The sequence below is a fragment of the Metabacillus dongyingensis genome, from assembly GCF_019933155.2.
Classification (GTDB): Bacteria; Bacillota; Bacilli; order Bacillales; family Bacillaceae; genus Bacillus_P; species Bacillus_P dongyingensis.
Map to the genome: position 1 here is coordinate 3020180 of NZ_CP082944.1, position 16449 is coordinate 3036628.

Consider the following 16449-nt stretch of genomic DNA (forward strand, 5'->3'; position numbering starts at 1 on the left):
TTTCAGACTGCTAGAATGGTATTGCATTTTAAATAATAGAAATGGATTAAAATCTAATAGGGAAATGGAAATGCCAATAATAGAATAGTAAATAGAATACAGAAAAGGAGTGCACTATAATCTCTGCTTTGAGCTTTATATTTTGTATAAATTGACCGTTCACTCCCCGGGGTATAGCATCTGGATTCCATAGCAAGCACTAAATCTTCAGCCCTCGCCATCGCAACATTGAATAATGGAATGATAATCGGAAAGACATCCTTGGTCCGCTGGATAATTCTCCACCATGCTCCTGTGCCAAATTCTGCCCCTCTTGAGGCTTGAGCTTTCATCATTTTTTCCATTTCCACTGCAAATGTAGGAACAAAGCGAATCGCAATCGTAATGATTAGAGCAAATTCATGAACCGGAAACTTAACATGCTTTAAAGGTCTTAACAGACTTTCGATACCATGTGTAATTTGTGTGGTTGAAGTGCTTAAGGTTAATACACTGCTTAAAAAAATGATTTCAATAAATCGAAGGGCAGAAACGATTACCAGACGAACGCTGTCACTAGTAATAAGAATAAATCCATAATCGACAAAAACCGTTCCGCCTGAAGCAATTTCGCTATAGAATAACAGCTGCAATACCGCTAAGATCAAAATGAAAGGGACAGCCGGCTTGACTCCTGACAAACCATAGCTAATCGGAATACGTGACATATAAAATAAATAACATGCAAAAGCTAGTGCAATTATATTTCCCCCATATGTGTCACAAATAGCCATTGCTATGACAAGGATGGTAAATGCCAAGAGCTTCATGCGAGGATCCATACGATGAATGAGAGAACCTGTGGGCAAATACTGCCCTATGGTAATATTTCGGGTTAACTCGAATTCAAAACCAGCCATTTTCCTCACCTCCTATTTGACTGAATGACAGAAACCAGTTCTTTTGCTGCAGCCTCTATTTCATATGCATTAAGATTGACTGAATATCCTCGTTCTTTTAGCTGCGCCAGAATCTCCACCGTTTGAGGTGCTCCAATATGATGTTTTGCCAGGATTTCGGAATTGCCGAATATGTTTCCCGGTGTTCCTTCAATCAGATTTCTTCCTTCTGCTAAAACGTAAATTCGATTTGCTAAATACGCAACTTCCTCCATGTTGTGAGAGACAAAAATGACTGTCATATTTTCCTTTTTGTTCAACTGAAGTATTTGCTCCAAAAGTTCCTGTCTTGACCTTGGATCAAGGCCTGCTGTCGGTTCGTCCAATACCAAAATTTCAGGCTTTAAAGCAAGCACCCCGGCCAGAGCGACTTTTCTTTTTTGGCCGCCGCTTAAGGCATAGGCAGCACGATCTTTCAGGTCTTCAAAGGAAAGCCCAACCAATTCCATTGCCCATTTCACACGGTCTCTTACTTCTTTTAAAGGAAGTCCCATCTTTAATGGGCCATAAGCAATATCATCACCAATCAATTTTTCGAAAATCTGATCCTCTGGATTCTGAAACACAAGGCCGACCTTTCTCCGCAGCGCTTTTACATCTAGCTTTGGATTAGATAAATGCTGGCCGTCCACTATAACATTACCCTGCTGAGGGCGCATCAGCCCATTAAAGTGCTGAATTAAAGTCGATTTGCCTGACCCTGTATGTCCAATAATTGCTATACATTCCCCCTTATCAACACGTAAACTTACTCCGGAGAGGGCCTTGTGTTCAAGAGGTGTCTTTTCCATATAGATATGATGTAAGTCCTTCACTTCAAGAATGGGAAATTCACTCAACCTGCATACACCCCTCTTTTGGCTGATAAACGGATTACCTCTTGAACGATCTCGTTATTATGAATCAAATCAGCCTCATATTCATTGTCATATTTATGAATCAGCCTTGCTAATTGGCTTGCTACAGGGACATCCAGCTGCAATCGATGCAGCAGTTCATGCTGCTGAAAAATTTCTCTTGGTGCACCATCCAATACGATTTGACCTTTTTCAATGACAATAACCCGGCTTGCTTCAGCTACCTCTGACATATGGTGGGTTACAGTAATGATCGTCATACCGTCGTTATTAAGCTTGCGGACAACATCCAGAATATCTCTTCTTCCATAAGTGTCCAGCATACTGGTCGCTTCATCCAGGACAATGCAATCAGGCTTCATCGCAAGGATTCCCGCAATAGCAACCCGCTGCTTTTGGCCTCCTGAGAGATGATGAGGAGGGCGATTCCGAAATGCACTCATCCCAACCGCTTCTAATGCAAAATCAATTCTTGCCTTCATTTCTGAAGCAGGTACTCCGATATTCTCCAGCCCAAAAGCTACATCATCTTCAACAATCGTCGAAACAATCTGGTTATCGGGATGCTGAAAGACCATCCCTACTTTTTGACGGATCTCACGGAGCAGTCCTCCATCTCTGGTATTTAAACCATCCACAAAAATATCGCCAAGCTGCGGTTTTAGAATTCCGTTAAAATGCTTTGACAGCGTTGACTTTCCAGAGCCATTATGACCAATTATCGCCACATATTCACCCGGATGTACATCAAAGGTAACGTTCTGCAGAACAGGAACAGTCTTTTGGTTGTTAATTGTATATTCAAACGAAATTCCATCTATTTTAATGAATGGTTTACTCATTACACTCCCCTTCCTCCATCAACATTCATGATTTCCCCAGTAACAGCCCTGGCGAGATCAGAAGCAAGATATAGTGCCGCTTGGGCAATATCCTCAGGCTGAATTAACGTACCTAAAGGAACACTTTCAAGAAAAATTTTCTTTTTATCCTCTTCTACTTTTTGCGGATCGCCAGGTAAAAATCTCTCAAGCATTGGTGTTTCAGCAGGGCCTGGATTAATGGCATTGACCCGTATTTTAAAAGGAGCCAATTCCAGCGCCAATGCCCTGGTTAACATAATCGCTGCTCCTTTAGATGCACAATATGCATTTAATCCTGGCCTGGCCCTTATTCCTGCTATCGATGCGATATTTATAATCGATCCTTTTTCCTTTCTTTTCATAATAGGAACAAGATGACGGGTTGTTAGAAAAATCGATTTCAAATTAACAGACATAATTTTATCCCATTCACTTAAGCTCATTTCTTCTATCGGGGTAAAGAATTGCGGAACGCCGGCACAATTAATCAGAATATCTATATCTTCAAATTCATTAAATGCCTCTTTGACAAGATTTTGGACACTTTCGTCATCTCCTACATCTGTATAAACCGTCTTAACGTGTCCTGTTCGATCTATTTCTTCCGCCGTCTGGTCTGCTGCATCTTTATTTATGTCAGATAGAACCACGTTTGCCCCTTGTGCTGCAAACAATTTAGCTGCAGCTTTTCCCATACCTGAGCCCGCACCTGTAATAACGGCTGTTTTTCCTTCTAACAATCTTGCAGTCACAGGTTCATCACCACCATTCGCTCATCTGTCATTTCTTGAATCGCATAGTGCGGCCCTTCCTTCCCAAGGCCACTGTTTTTCACTCCCCCATAAGGCATAACGTCATTACGATAAGTGGATACATCATTAATAATGACTCCACCGTATTCCAGAACTTTTGCCGCCCTCATAGCCAGCTGCAAATCACGTGTGAAAATTCCTGCCTGTAAACCATATTCTGATTGATTAGCAGAATGAAATGCCTCTTCAATATCTTGATAAGGGATGATACAAACGATTGGGGCAAAGACTTCTTTACATACAACCTTCATGGCAGGATTCGTGTCAACGAGTACCACTGGATATAAGACCGCCCCTTCCCTCTTTAATGGAAGCAAAGATTTGGCACCTTGTTCTATGGCTTCTCTCACCCATTCCTCTGATCGAATAGCATCTTTCTCACTGATCATCGGGCCCACATCTGTTTCTGTTTTTTCAGGATCGCCGACTATCAGCTGCTGAACATGCGATAAGTAGTTTTCCGTAAACTCTTTTAATACCGATTGATGGATATATAAGCGCTGTACAGCTATACAGGCTTGTCCAGCATTATGAAAACTTCGGCTTGCCGTCAGTTTTGCAGCAAGTTCAAGATCTGCATCATTATGAACAATATTTGGAGAATTGTTTCCCAGTTCAAGCGCCACAGGCCTCAGTCCGCTTCGTTCTTTAATATGCTTGCCTACTTCACCAGAACCCGTGAACGTATACATGGCAATTCGTTCATCTTCCAATAGCCATTCACCCACTTCACTTCCTGTTCCGGTAATGATGTTCACATATCCCTTGGGAAGACCTGCTTCTTCTAAGAGTTCTACTAGCTGAAAGGTCGCAAGAGGAGTTGAAGTTGCTGGTTTAATTACAATGGTATTTCCAGCCGCAAGAGCTGGCGCTATTTTATGGATGCCCAATAATAAAGGATAATTGAATGGAGTAATCACTCCTATGACACCTTTAGGAACACGAATGGTAAATCCCAGCCGGTTATCTGATCCTTCTGTCGCCTGAAGAGGAATCATTTCTCCTGCTATTCGTTTAGCTTCTTCAGCAGACAATCGAATCGTGTTAATCGTGCGATCCAGTTCCCCTGATGCATCTTTGCGTGTTTTTCCAACTTCTCTTACTAATGAAACCTCAAAATTCTCTCGTCTTTGTTCCATTAAGTCTGCTGCTTTTGATAGAATATTAGACCGTTGATAGGCAGTTAATTTGTTTGATTTAAAGATTTTTTCAGCAGCACTCACAGCTTCCTTTACATGTTGTTTTTCCGCTTTAGAGATTGATGCAATCAATTCACCTGTGTACTTGTGATAGACAGGAATATGATGTACTGTGTGAATGTGTTCACCGTTAATGTATAAATGGAAGTTTTTATGATTCAGCAGGGATGTTTGTATCTCAGTCATCATTTTCATCTCCTTATATAGAATTCATGCTCATTTTGGTCATTTGCTTGTTAATGGCTTCTCCAAATTCTATTGTCGTATTTTTACCGCCGAGATCAGGGGTAGATACATTTTTTTCAAGAAGAACCTCTTCAATAGAAGAAACGATCAAGTCGCCTATATCAGAATAGCCAAGATGCTCCATCATTAAGCTAATACTCCAGATTTGTGCAATTGGATTGGCAATTCCTTTTCCGGCGATGTCAGGTGCAGAACCATGAATCGGTTCGAACATCGACGGATAGTTTTTTTCCGGATTAATGTTTCCGGAAGGCGCAAGACCAAGGCCACCGACAATGGCTGCACCAAGATCAGTTAAAATATCGCCAAACAGGTTGCTGCCAACGACTACATCCAATTCTTCCGGTCTTGTAATAAAGTAAGCAGCCAGTGCATCAATATGATAAATATCAGTCTTGATGTTCGGATGATGCATGCCGACTTCTCTGACGATTTCATCCCAGAAAGGCATCGAGTGATTTATACCATTCGATTTTGTTGCTGCCGTCAGCCTTCTCTTAGGTCTTTTTTCAGCAAGCGAATAGGCATATTTGATGACTCTTTCGCTTCCATATCTCGTAAAAACATTATTTTGTACCGCCAGCTCAAAAGGAGTATTCTCGTGAAGGCGCCCTCCCATGTTGGAATATTCCCCTTCAGTATTTTCACGGACTACAACAAAATTCAAATCATCATGAGCTTTATACCGGAGGGGACTGTTCAAACCTCTTAATAGTTTAATAGGCCTCAAATTGATATACTGCTGAAAGGCTCTGCGAATGGGCAAGATCAGTTCCCATACTGAAATGTGATCAGGCACAGTTGGGGCACCAATTGCCCCAAGCAGAATGACATCATAATCCCGCAGAATGTCCAAGCCATTTTCCGGCATCATCTTTCCGTGTTTTAAGTAGTAATCACAATTCCAATCAAATGTGTCTATGGAGAAATGAATTCCTCCGTGGAGTTCCTGAATTTTCTTTAATGTTTTTAATCCTTCTGCCATGACTTCAGGGCCAATTCCATCACCAGGTATGGCAGCTATTGAAAAATGTTGCAAGCTATCACCTCTTTTTGTTCTGTTAATAGATTATTAATGCAAGTTCTATGCCAATTCAGTTAATTTAAAATATTCTGAATTATAAAGGCGTTTTAAGGTATAAATGTACTGAGTATCATTAATTAATGTTTCATTTTGCATCATGCGTTTCAGTTTAAAACACTAGAGTTTATATTCTTTTATTTTCCTCCAAAGTGTTGATCGATCAATTCCAAGTGATTTTGCTGCTTCTGCCTTACTTTCATATTGCTTTAGCGCTACTTGGATTAAATCTTTTTCTTTTTCTTTAATGGTCGCATTGCCAGCAGTTGTGTCGGATCTGTTTATTCTAAGTTTAGGATAATAATACGAGGCATCTTTTGCAGATATGGCTGAATCTTGTTGAAGCAAGACAATTCGTTCCAAGACATTTCTTAACTCACGGATATTTCCCGGCCAGTGATACTCTTGTAATACAGAAAAAAAGTCTTCATCAATCTTTTCAATTTGTTTGCGGTGCTGTTCATTGAATTGCCGGATAAAATGGCGGGTAAGGAGGGGGATATCAGCAAGCCTTGTGCGTAATGGCGGCAAATCAAGTGAAAGCACATTTAAACGATAGTATAAATCATTTCTAAACCGCTTATTTTCAATTTCGGATTCAATGTTTGTATTGGTTGCTGCGATAATACGAACATTCACAGGTATTGTTCGCTTGCCCCCAATCCTTCGAATTGATCTCTCCTGTAAAACTCTTAATAAGTGCGCCTGAATTTGCAATGGCATTTCACCTATTTCATCCAAAAATAAAGTTCCTCCATGCGCCAATTCAAATAGTCCTTGTTTTCCTCCTTTTCTTGCTCCTGTAAAACTTCCTTCTTCATAGCCAAATAGTTCACTCTCTAGTAAACTTTCAGGGAATGCGGCACAATTAACTGCCACAAAAGGTCCAATTGCTCTGGTGCTTTGTAAATGAATTCCCTGGGCAAATAATTCTTTTCCTGTTCCAGACTCCCCTGTAATTAATACTGTAGCGTCCGTTTTTGCAAATACCTTGGCCTGTTCCTTTGCTTCACAGATTTTTTTTGCTTCTCCTACAATATCATTAAGTGTATATTTAGCCTCTAGACCATTCTCATGCAGCTTTTTCCTTAACTTCATTTCAAGCCTTTGCAGGTCTGTAATCTCTTTAAAATTGGATACTGCTCCTACAACAGTGTTATTAAGAATAACAGGATACCGATTAATCATGAATTGACGGTCCTGAATTTTGGCTACATCCCCTATTTCCTTCTTACCTGTTTGCAGAACTCTCAGCATATCAGAATTCGGGATATAATCTGTAATATTTCGGCCAATAACTTCTGCTTCCAAACCCAGAAATACTTTCGCATTATTATTGGTCAACGTGATTTTCCCTTGCCGGTCAACTGCTATTAAACCATCATGTGCAGAATCTACAATAGCCTGTACTTGATATTTTTCTTTAAACATCTCTTTCGTAACATCGATTAATTGGATTGCCTGACGAATAGCGGAAATTACCGTATCCATTGAAGGCTGAACAAAAAAGAGATGCTTCTTAGATTGCTGTAAAAATGAAAGGTTTTTTTCCCAAGAAGAAACAAGAATGGATGTGTTTTTCTTTGCGTAGCCGTAATGAACCTGTTCCCTGCTGCAAATTTCAAAACGATTTTGATGCCTTATATGATTTTCAGTATCTAACCACTTTTTTTCTTCTTCTGAGACCATAATAAGAGGATTTTTATCGTTAAGATCATGATCTTCTATTGTTTTTTCGAAATCACTTAAATGAATGGACAATGAAACAACTGGGATGGAAAGTGAGTGAACCTCGTTTACATAAGTTAAGGGCGTAATTAGAACAAATGGGTTCATCATATGATCTATAACTGTTTTTTTTGAGTGAAAGCAGGAAGGCTGATGACCGTGTTCACTTAAAATTCGAGTGACGATTGCTTCTAGTGTTTTATTCAATTTATACAATGCGATCAATTTCTCCACTCTCCTTCTTTTTTATAATTTATCATATTCATACATAAAAAAAGAGCCCAATTCTCTTGAACTCATCAACAAAGCCTATCATTCAAGATAAAGAGCAGTCCATTCTACCCTACATGAATCCAATGGTGGAACGGTTAGCAAATCCTTGGCTTTTTATATGAAAAGGTGCATCTATTGCTCCCTTTATTGAAGTTTTTTATCTGGCGTTTATCTCCCTTACTAATACTCCAATAGCGTCCTTCTTCTCAAGCGAGGTCATTTTCTCTTTCATTTCATCCCTTCTTTTCTTTAAATCAGCAAGATGTATAACCAATGTATCAACAGATAAATTTTCTTCCTCAAGCATCATAGCATATCCTTTTTCCTGAAATGATCTTCCGTTTAATATCTGATCTCCCCTGCTTTGATTTTTCGTAAGAGGAATGATGAGCATTGGGATTTTTAATGCAAGGAATTCGAAGATAGAATTTGATCCTCCTCTGGTAATGACAAATTCCGTTGCTGCTAAATAATGCGGCAGCTCGTCAAAAACATATTCGAATTGTTTGTAGTCCTTCAAATTTGTATAGTTCTCATCAACGTTGCCTTTTCCGCATAAATGAATAATCTGATAATCTTTCAGCAGCGGCAATGCAGCTCTAATAGTCTCGTTGATTTTTTTTGCCCCGAGGCTGCCGCCCATCACCGTTAAGACCGGACGTTTGCGGTCAAAGCCGAGCAGCTCCGTTCCTTTGTATGGAGATCCTTTTAAGATACCTCTTCGAATCGGTGAGCCGATGGCAGCTGTTTTATCCTTTGGAAAATAGTTCAGCGTTTCTTCAAACGAAGTAAATATTTTTGTAGCGAAGCGCTGTGCAATTTTATTGGCAAGGCCCGGAGTCATATCGCTTTCATGAATCAGAACAGGAATTTTCAATGATCTGGCTGCAATAATGACCGGTACGGAGACAAAACCGCCTTTTGAGAAAACTAAAGCAGGCTTCAGTTTTCTTAGTACTTTTCTTGCATCCATGCAGCCTTTTAACACTCGAAAGCTGTCAACCACGTTTTCAAAATCGAGATATCTTCTCAGCTTTCCGCTGGAAATTCCATGATAGGGAATAGAGATTTTCTCTATCAGTTCCTTTTCAATCCCTTTATTAGAACCTATATATTGGACGTCCCAGACGCTTTTATCGAGCTCATCAATAATCGCGATATTTGGCGTGACATGCCCTGCTGAGCCGCCTCCTGTAAAAACGATCGTTTTTTTCATATAAAATGGCCTCCTTTTAAATTCTGAACTGTGAAAGAAATGCTAAAAATTCTTTTTGCTTTTTATGAGTGTACTTCATGATGGCATATGTATGAGCTTCGGGCAATGAAATAGAAGGACAATCGACCTCGAGCAGTCTTCCTTCAAGCATTTCTCTCCTGACAGTTGAAGCTGGAAGAAACGAAACTCCAAGTCCTTCGACAATAAACCTTTTCGTAATGTGAATTTGGGAGACCTCCATCATTCGAATGCCGGGATAGTTTGTTTTTACAGCTCTGCACAGGGAATCCCAGTATACAGGATGATTATGAGTGAGAAGGTAATTTGATGTTAAAACCTCTTCCTCATTCAGAGGGAGTGCACTTTCAGAATCCACTCCATCGTGTGTGGCTACAAGTAATACCTTATCTTTGTACAGAAGCTGACAGTTTAAATCTGGATGCGTGCTTTCTGAACAGGACAAACCCAGATCCACCTTTTCATTCAGCACTGCGTTTTCAATCTCGCTTGACTCAATAATTTTAACGGAAATTTCTACCTCAGGATACTGGTTGCAGTATTTTTTAAGCACATAAGGAAGAATCGTGTCCGCAATCAGCGGGGAAATCGCCAGGGTAAACTGCGATGTAAATCCCTGCTGAAAGGATTGCAGCTTTACTAGCCCATTCTGATAAACTGAAAGCAGCTCCTTTGCATGCTTTAAATAAACCCTTCCCTCTTCTGTCAGCTTAATTCTCCGGCCATCTCGCTCAAATAAGGAAACCCCGAGCTCTTTTTCAAGCAGTTTGATATGAACGGAAACAGATGGCTGGGAAATGTAGAGCAGCTCTGCTGTTCTTCTGAAATTTTCGCATTCTGCAGCCGTGACAAACGTTTGAACCCAAGTGAATTCCATATACATCCTCCTAATTAAGATTCTTAATCAAATGATTTATATATATTTAATTTTCTTAATACTTATTATTTTATAGAATAGACAGTACAAAGGAAAGGAGAGATTTTTATGGTAATTAAAGGATTAAAAGGCGTTAAAGCTGCTGAAACTGCAATCAGCCATATTGACGGGGTAAATGGGCGATTGATATACAGAGGACTTGATATAGGGGAATTGACGAAAAATCATTCTTTCGAAGAAGTTTCATATTTATTGTGGCATGGAGAATGGCCAGACCATCACCAGCTCCTTCAGCTGAAAAACGAACTGAAGAAACATCGCGAGCTTCCCGAGTATTTAGAAAATCTGCTAATCAGTCTCCCGGCTGAGATGGATTTTATGAGCGTTTTGAGAACAGCGGTTTCAGCAGCTGGTCCTTTAAATAAAGATAAGCCCTCTTATTCAGACAGCATCCGGTTAACGGCTATGATGCCGACAATCATCGCATGCAGAAAAAGCCATCTAGAAGGCAGACCCTTTGTCCGCCCTTCAGCGGAGCTTGATCATGTTGAAAATTATCTTTATATGCTTAATGGAGAAAAGCCTGCGGAATCTCAGTGCAAGGCACTGGAAACCTATATGATTTTAACTTTAGAGCATGGAATGAATGCTTCTACATTCTCAGCCAGAGTTACCGTCTCTACCGAGTCTGACATCTATTCAGCGGTGACCTCCGCTATCGGCACGATGAAAGGTCCGCTTCATGGAGGAGCTCCTTCTGAAGTCATCGCCTTTTTAGATGAAGCTGCCAAAAGCGGTAATATTGAAAAACTGATTCGGGAGAAAATAAATCGCGGGGAACGATTAATGGGGTTTGGCCATCGCGTATATAAAACGCATGATCCAAGAGCTTTGGCACTGAAATCAGTATTACTTGAGATTGCAGGCAAGGATGAATGGCTTGGTCTTTCCCTAGATGTGGAAACGGCTGCTGTCAGACTGCTTCAAGAGCTAAAACCGGGAAGAGCATTATACACCAATATTGAATTTTATGCTGCAGCCATTATGAAATCTATTCAAATGGAATCTGATCTTTTCACCCCGACTTTTACAGCAAGCAGAGTTGTCGGCTGGACGGCACATGTCCTTGAGCAGGCAGAAAATAATACGATTTTCAGACCGGAGTCTCACTATATTGGGAAAATGCCTGTGGTTTAATCTCAGGTTTTTAAAAAGAGAAAAAAGATTGCGTTGATTTTGTGTACTGCAGAAAACGGGAAGAGGTCCGAAGAGTGCATAAAAAATGTGGCTTTGCGCACAGAAAATGCGGATTTGTCACAGACCGATTAGGTACCCATTCAAAGGGATGCCGATTTAATCCGTTTACTGTTTTTAAAAAATCACCCTTAAATGAAAAAAGACACAATAAGCATCGCTCATTGTGTCTCTCTTTACATTTTCACTTCAGATGGAAGCTCTAACCACTTTTTATTTTTTTCGGCGACCGGCTTTTTTGACCAAAAGGTTGCTAGAATTGGACCGGAAATGTTATGCCATACTGTTCCAAGTACACTTGGCAGCGCAGCTAGCGGACCAATTACGTGTAGAGTTTAGGACACCAAATTTATAAACGCCTTCCCTCTGTTTCACTTACTAAGTAATTGATGGCCTTGAGCATACCACTCTCATTAAGTATTGGTCATTGTCTTGGAGCTTTCTCTTTCAGGGGCAGATCCCGGTAATAAATTATAGTGTCGGTGTTGCATTTTAAGTTTTTTTCCATATTTTTTACCTCTACATTCTAACCTCCAAAATAAATCTATTATATTGGAAACTGATTCTATTATTATTTAGGTCACTCCTCTCAAATTTTTTAAAGGATATAATAAACCTGCAGAAGGTTTTTAATCAAGGGCTTATCCCATTAAAATAAGTTGTAATATTTTTTAACCAATTGATAGAGCCATTACAATTACTTAACATTTTCCATTCCGTTCACACGTTTATTGGGTTAGGTTCTATTGTTATACTTTGATATTTATAAATTAATCTATCAAGTTTTTCTCTCCATAAAAGAATTTTTCAACCTTTCTTGCCTCTGCTATTCTTAACTTCATTTGAATTTTATAACAAAGAAAAAAGAGGAAGGAATGTTTTGCATTCCTCCCCTTTTATCAACATCCCTTGTTATTGTTTCGGCTCAAGACCGACAAGACGCAGGAAGTATTCCAGACCTTTTTTGCCAATTTTTTCTTTTGGCTGTTTATCGGCAGGCGCATCCGGTCCCTTCGTTAAGAAATTTTTCTCAACGAAGCGAATGTCTGTTTCGTCTACCACACCATCTTGATTGATATCTTGCGGCACGATAGATGAATCCTTCGTACCATATGCATCAACGACACTCTGGATATCGAGGATATCAATCATTTTGTCGCCATTCACATCCCCTGCAAGACTTCTCTGACCAATTCTTAAAAATTGCCCTCGTAGCTCTCCATTTGCATCATGATATCCAGGAATGAATTTCTTCATCACTTTAAGATGCCCCGGAACATCGAAAACAGCTGTATATACTTGATCGGAAGCCGGAATATCATTGATCGTGAAGGATCCATTTTTATTAATTGTTCCTTTATACTTTTTACCGCTTCTGGAGAGAGCGTATACTTGTGCTCCTATTTTTGAATAATCCCCTTTTTTCAAAAATGCTGATCCTGATTCATATATCAAAAATGCTTCCGGCAATATGGATCCCAGCAACTGTGTATGTGTAGGAGTTATTTTAAGATCTTCAGTGCCGTAAAAAGGAATAGCAGTACCTGCTGTTTGTCCGGATTTCTTATAAGACCCCTTCTTTACCTCAAATCCAGGAATTTCATCGTAAACTTCATCATTCGATACTTTAAACGTTACATCGAGGAACGGCATGTCTCCATCCAGTCCTCTGAATACATTTCCAGTAATGGAAGCACCGATCTTCAAACTATTATTGAATGTACCTTCCGTCACAACAGGTTTATCTAGTGATACCTGTAAGCCTTTTTCATTTGCATATTGTTTTACTGCCTTGTTCAGCTTCACGTTCGAAAACTTGAAGAAGTCTTTGTAGTACTCTACATTAAATTCTCCCGAGACAAGCTGTTTCACATTATTAAGGCTGAGTGTCATCGTAAAGTTATCGCCGACTTTTAACTCTTTCTTGTCATAACTGGAAGTCGTATATTCCGTTCCTTCTTTCATGAAGTAATACTTTTGGTAACCAACTGCTGTTGCAGTATCCCACGTTCTCAACCACAATCTCATAGGTTGTTTTGCTATATCACTTTCCTCAATTCCTAATTTCACATCTCCATTCGCTTGAACCGGGAAGAACCCAGCCATATATCCAGAGCCACCTGTATAGTAAGCCATAGTGTTGGACGATTGATTGACGTCCAACCCTTTAGATTGCAATAAATCCACTGTCTCATCCTTAGCTGTTCCATGCAGCCACACTGCTTTTTGGCCATCTTCTACTGTAAACATAGAATCATTGATTTCGATTACTCCCGATTTTATATCCATGTTTACTTCTGGTGCTGTATTGTCCACGATAAGCGGATTGTCTACCACATATGATCCACCTTCCTCATCGTGTGCAATCAGCTCCAGTATATAATCGCCTGCTGGAAGCTTTATAGGAATATCACTGATTGGCTGGGACGGATCATTTGTAAATGGTAAGACCGTACCGCTGAACGCACCCATAAGATACACTTCTCTATCTATTGGAAAGTTAGTGTTCGCTGTCCCTATGAACCCTACAGATTTTCCTGTTTTACTGTCTTTTACTAGCACATCCATGGTTGTCATTGGGCTGTTCAACTTCATGATGAAATGGATCATTGTGTCATTAAGTTCCCAGAAAGGTGTTGTATTTGTCACGGATGGTCTAGTCGCTTTGACATAATCAAATCCTTTTTCAGTCGCCATAACAGCAAATGGAATTTGATAGGTTTCGTCTGGATTGTTGGAATTGGTCACATGAATATACCCTTCATATCTTCCTGCCGCAGCGCTGGTTGGTATCGTTATTTTTGGCTGAAGCTCCTGTGACTGCCCGCTTGATACTGTAATCGATGAAGGCACAGCTACTTTCACACCGTTCTTCACTGCATCTTGAATGCCTTTGCGCTCGCCGTGATACTCCACTTCTAGTTTATAAGATTTTTCTTCCTGGCTGTTGTTTTGAACCGTCACCTTTTTGCTTGCTTCAATTGGTTCATTACCTTTTTTATAATATCTGCCGAATACGATGGAGCCTGTTTGTTCGTCAATTTCTACGACGTTTCCATTTTCGATATTTTTTGTCTTATCCCATACCTTGATGGATGTATCTGTATGAACCGATTGATAGGCATCGATTCGTCCTGCACCCACTTCGTATACAGAATAATTCCCTTTTAAATCATCCGATGTATTCATGAGTGCCGTTTTCACATCGAAAGGAGTGTATTCTGGATGCTCCTGCAAAATCAATGCTGCTGTACCTGCTACGTGAGGAGAAGCCATAGACGTTCCTGATAAGCGGACATAGGCATTGCCGTAATTAATGCCTTCCTGCGGATCGTTGATATATTCCGGTGTCGTAGAGAATATCGACACACCTGGAGCGACTACATCCGGCTTAATATCATAATTTCCATTTACCGGTCCGCGTGAACTGAAATCTGCTAAATGATCGCCTTCTGTTTTTGTGTTATTTAACGTTTCAAATGTGAAAGAACCTTCGCCCAGCCCCTTTAATCGCTCACCATCCGCTTTTGACAGGCGGAAAGAAGGGATTAACCCGACGGCCTCACCCAAGTAGGCAGGTATTTGCCCGTCGACATTGTTATACACAATCACTGATTTAGCCCCAGCGTTTTTGGCGTTTTTGATTTTTTCATCAAACGCAAGTTCCCCGCGCTGAATCAACGCAATTTTCCCGCTGACATCTTTCCCGGCAAAATCAACCGCTTTACCAAGTCCCGCAAATACAATTGGTAAGGATTTTCCTTGCAATTCTTCTAATCTATCAGAAAAATCTTTGCCTAGCAGCTGCATATTTTCAAACTTCTCGGCGGAAGCGCTTCCACTAAATGCAGGAATGGACATGGAGGCATCGCTTGCACCTACTGATATGCCAAGAGCTGCTGTTCCTGGAGAGCCAAGAGTTTTTTCGTTCGGTCCGGAGTTGCCCGCGGCAACGACGGTCACCAGGCCTGAAATCATGGCGTTATTTACTGCGACAGAAGTGGCGTATAAAGGATCGTTAGTCTGCGCGCCAAGCGACAAATTGATGACGTCCATGCCATCTTCAATCGCTTGATCGATTCCAGCAAGGATTCCTTCTGTATTTCCCCCTCCCCAAGGTCCCAATACTCTATACGCATATAAATCTACTTCAGGTGCTACCCCTTTCACAGCATAATCCACATTGTTTTTCTTTTGGGCTGCAATCGTCCCTGCGACATGTGACCCATGGTTTGTGTAATACACATAGCCGGGAACTGTTGGCTTGCCCTCTTTTATCCAATCCTCATATGTGGTTTCCATCGGATCTGCATCATTATCTACAAAATCATATCCGCCTTTATATGCTTCTTTTAAGTCTGGATGGTTGTAATCAATACCTGTGTCAAGAACGCCGACTTTAATGCCCTTGCCGGTAATGTTCTCGGCATGCAGCTTGTCCACGCCAATTTGCGGAATACTGTCTGCCATTTTCGGATCGATGGCTTCTTTCGTTTTTACCGGCGGTTCCACTTTTACCTCGTAATCTTTAAAGATACGTTTAACTACACCAGATTGCAGCAAATCCTCCACTGCCACACCAGGCAGCGTCATCGCTACACCGTTGATGGCGTTTTTATACTCTCTAGTGATGTTTACATCTTCTGCTTTGTACTTGGTCACGTTTTTCTGTGATTTCAATGATTGCACATGCTGTTTAAAATCTTTATGAGCTTTTTCCACTTTCTCATTCGCATCAGCAGAAGATAGTTTCTTTCCTTTCGCTGCTTGTTTCATCACTTCAATTTTCGCCGGCGCCTGTTCAAATTCAACGATGACTTTGACTAATTCCGGACTATTTGCATTAATATCCGGAGAAATCGTAAAGTTTGAATTGGTATCCAATTGCTCTAATGCCTTTCTTTGTTCTGCAGACAGGCTCGCTAAGATCTCTTCCGCATTTTCAACTGGATTCAGCTCAAACGAGCTTTGCGCCAATACGTTATATGGAGCGCCTTGAGATAGTAACATGCCAACAGCTAGCGTTCCTGTAAGAATTTTACTGATTTTTTTCCTCTTCATACCGCATCACCTTGTCCCTATATAAT

11 protein-coding genes and 1 pseudogene are annotated in these 16449 nt (G+C 40.5%); 1 reads left to right on the forward strand and 11 read right to left on the reverse strand.

Annotated elements, in window-relative coordinates; all coding sequences use genetic code 11:
- Window positions 1-53 precede the first annotated feature (53 nt).
- The 9 genes from K8L98_RS14845 to K8L98_RS14885 all read right to left on the reverse strand — a co-directional run bounded on the left by K8L98_RS14845 (window position 54) and on the right by K8L98_RS14885 (window position 10108).
- The gene (locus tag K8L98_RS14845) at window positions 54-899 is read right to left on the reverse strand and encodes an energy-coupling factor transporter transmembrane component T family protein (RefSeq protein WP_223435785.1); all 846 of its coding nucleotides are present in this window, start codon (window positions 897-899) and stop codon (window positions 54-56) included.
- Between the two features lie 5 nt (window positions 900-904).
- On the reverse strand, window positions 905-1777 hold the full coding sequence (locus K8L98_RS14850; protein ID WP_223435786.1) for an energy-coupling factor transporter ATPase: 873 nt from the start codon (window positions 1775-1777) through the stop codon (window positions 905-907).
- Window positions 1774-2637 (reverse strand): energy-coupling factor transporter ATPase, encoded by an 864-nt coding sequence (locus tag K8L98_RS14855; protein WP_223435787.1) that lies wholly within the window; start codon window positions 2635-2637, stop codon window positions 1774-1776. Before K8L98_RS14855 ends, K8L98_RS14850 begins: the two co-directional genes overlap by 4 nt.
- Complete coding sequence (locus tag K8L98_RS14860; protein ID WP_223435788.1) at window positions 2637-3410, reverse strand: SDR family NAD(P)-dependent oxidoreductase; 774 nt, start codon at window positions 3408-3410, stop codon at window positions 2637-2639. Before K8L98_RS14860 ends, K8L98_RS14855 begins: the two co-directional genes overlap by 1 nt.
- Complete coding sequence (locus K8L98_RS14865; protein WP_420828792.1) at window positions 3407-4855, reverse strand: aldehyde dehydrogenase family protein; 1449 nt, start codon at window positions 4853-4855, stop codon at window positions 3407-3409. Before K8L98_RS14865 ends, K8L98_RS14860 begins: the two co-directional genes overlap by 4 nt.
- Before the next feature lie 13 nt (window positions 4856-4868).
- Window positions 4869-5954 carry a tartrate dehydrogenase gene (locus K8L98_RS14870; protein ID WP_223435789.1) on the reverse strand — a complete coding sequence of 362 codons (1086 nt, stop codon included), beginning with the start codon at window positions 5952-5954 and terminating at the stop codon, window positions 4869-4871.
- A 162-nt stretch (window positions 5955-6116) separates the two neighbouring features.
- Complete coding sequence (locus K8L98_RS14875) at window positions 6117-7958, reverse strand: sigma-54 interaction domain-containing protein (RefSeq protein ID WP_223435791.1); 1842 nt, start codon at window positions 7956-7958, stop codon at window positions 6117-6119.
- Between the two features lie 196 nt (window positions 7959-8154).
- Entirely contained in the window at window positions 8155-9213 is a 1059-nt protein-coding gene (locus K8L98_RS14880; protein ID WP_223435792.1) for an undecaprenyldiphospho-muramoylpentapeptide beta-N-acetylglucosaminyltransferase, read from the reverse strand.
- A 16-nt stretch (window positions 9214-9229) separates the two neighbouring features.
- Window positions 9230-10108: a LysR family transcriptional regulator gene (locus K8L98_RS14885; RefSeq protein ID WP_223435794.1), complete on the reverse strand. Its 879-nt coding sequence runs from the start codon at window positions 10106-10108 to the stop codon at window positions 9230-9232.
- Between the two features lie 108 nt (window positions 10109-10216).
- Between K8L98_RS14885 and K8L98_RS14890 the strand changes: the two genes are divergently transcribed.
- Complete coding sequence (locus tag K8L98_RS14890) at window positions 10217-11305, forward strand: citrate synthase/methylcitrate synthase (protein ID WP_223435796.1); 1089 nt, start codon at window positions 10217-10219, stop codon at window positions 11303-11305.
- 233 nt (window positions 11306-11538) lie between these two features.
- Here the strand turns inward: K8L98_RS14890 and K8L98_RS14895 are convergent.
- Both K8L98_RS14895 and K8L98_RS14900 read right to left on the reverse strand, forming a co-directional pair.
- Window positions 11539-11682: pseudogene (locus K8L98_RS14895) on the reverse strand (bile acid:sodium symporter family protein); the annotation flags it as partial.
- Between the two features lie 592 nt (window positions 11683-12274).
- Window positions 12275-16423, reverse strand: a complete 4149-nt coding sequence (locus K8L98_RS14900) for a S8 family serine peptidase (RefSeq protein WP_223435797.1) — start codon at window positions 16421-16423, stop codon at window positions 12275-12277.
- Window positions 16424-16449 lie beyond the last annotated feature (26 nt).

Bases quoted from the DNA above. Each gene is read 5' to 3' on its own strand.
- K8L98_RS14845 (WP_223435785.1), bottom strand. From the start codon at position 899: ATGGCTGGTTTTGAATTCGAGTTAACCCGAAATATTACCATAGGGCAG.
- K8L98_RS14855 (WP_223435787.1), bottom strand. From the start codon at position 2,637: ATGAGTAAACCATTCATTAAAATAGATGGAATTTCGTTTGAATATACA.
- K8L98_RS14865 (WP_420828792.1), bottom strand. From the start codon at position 4,855: ATGACTGAGATACAAACATCCCTGCTGAATCATAAAAACTTCCATTTA.
- K8L98_RS14880 (WP_223435792.1), bottom strand. From the start codon at position 9,213: ATGAAAAAAACGATCGTTTTTACAGGAGGCGGCTCAGCAGGGCATGTC.
- K8L98_RS14885 (WP_223435794.1), bottom strand. From the start codon at position 10,108: ATGGAATTCACTTGGGTTCAAACGTTTGTCACGGCTGCAGAATGCGAA.
- K8L98_RS14890 (WP_223435796.1), top strand. From the start codon at position 10,217: ATGGTAATTAAAGGATTAAAAGGCGTTAAAGCTGCTGAAACTGCAATC.
- K8L98_RS14900 (WP_223435797.1), bottom strand. From the start codon at position 16,423: ATGAAGAGGAAAAAAATCAGTAAAATTCTTACAGGAACGCTAGCTGTT.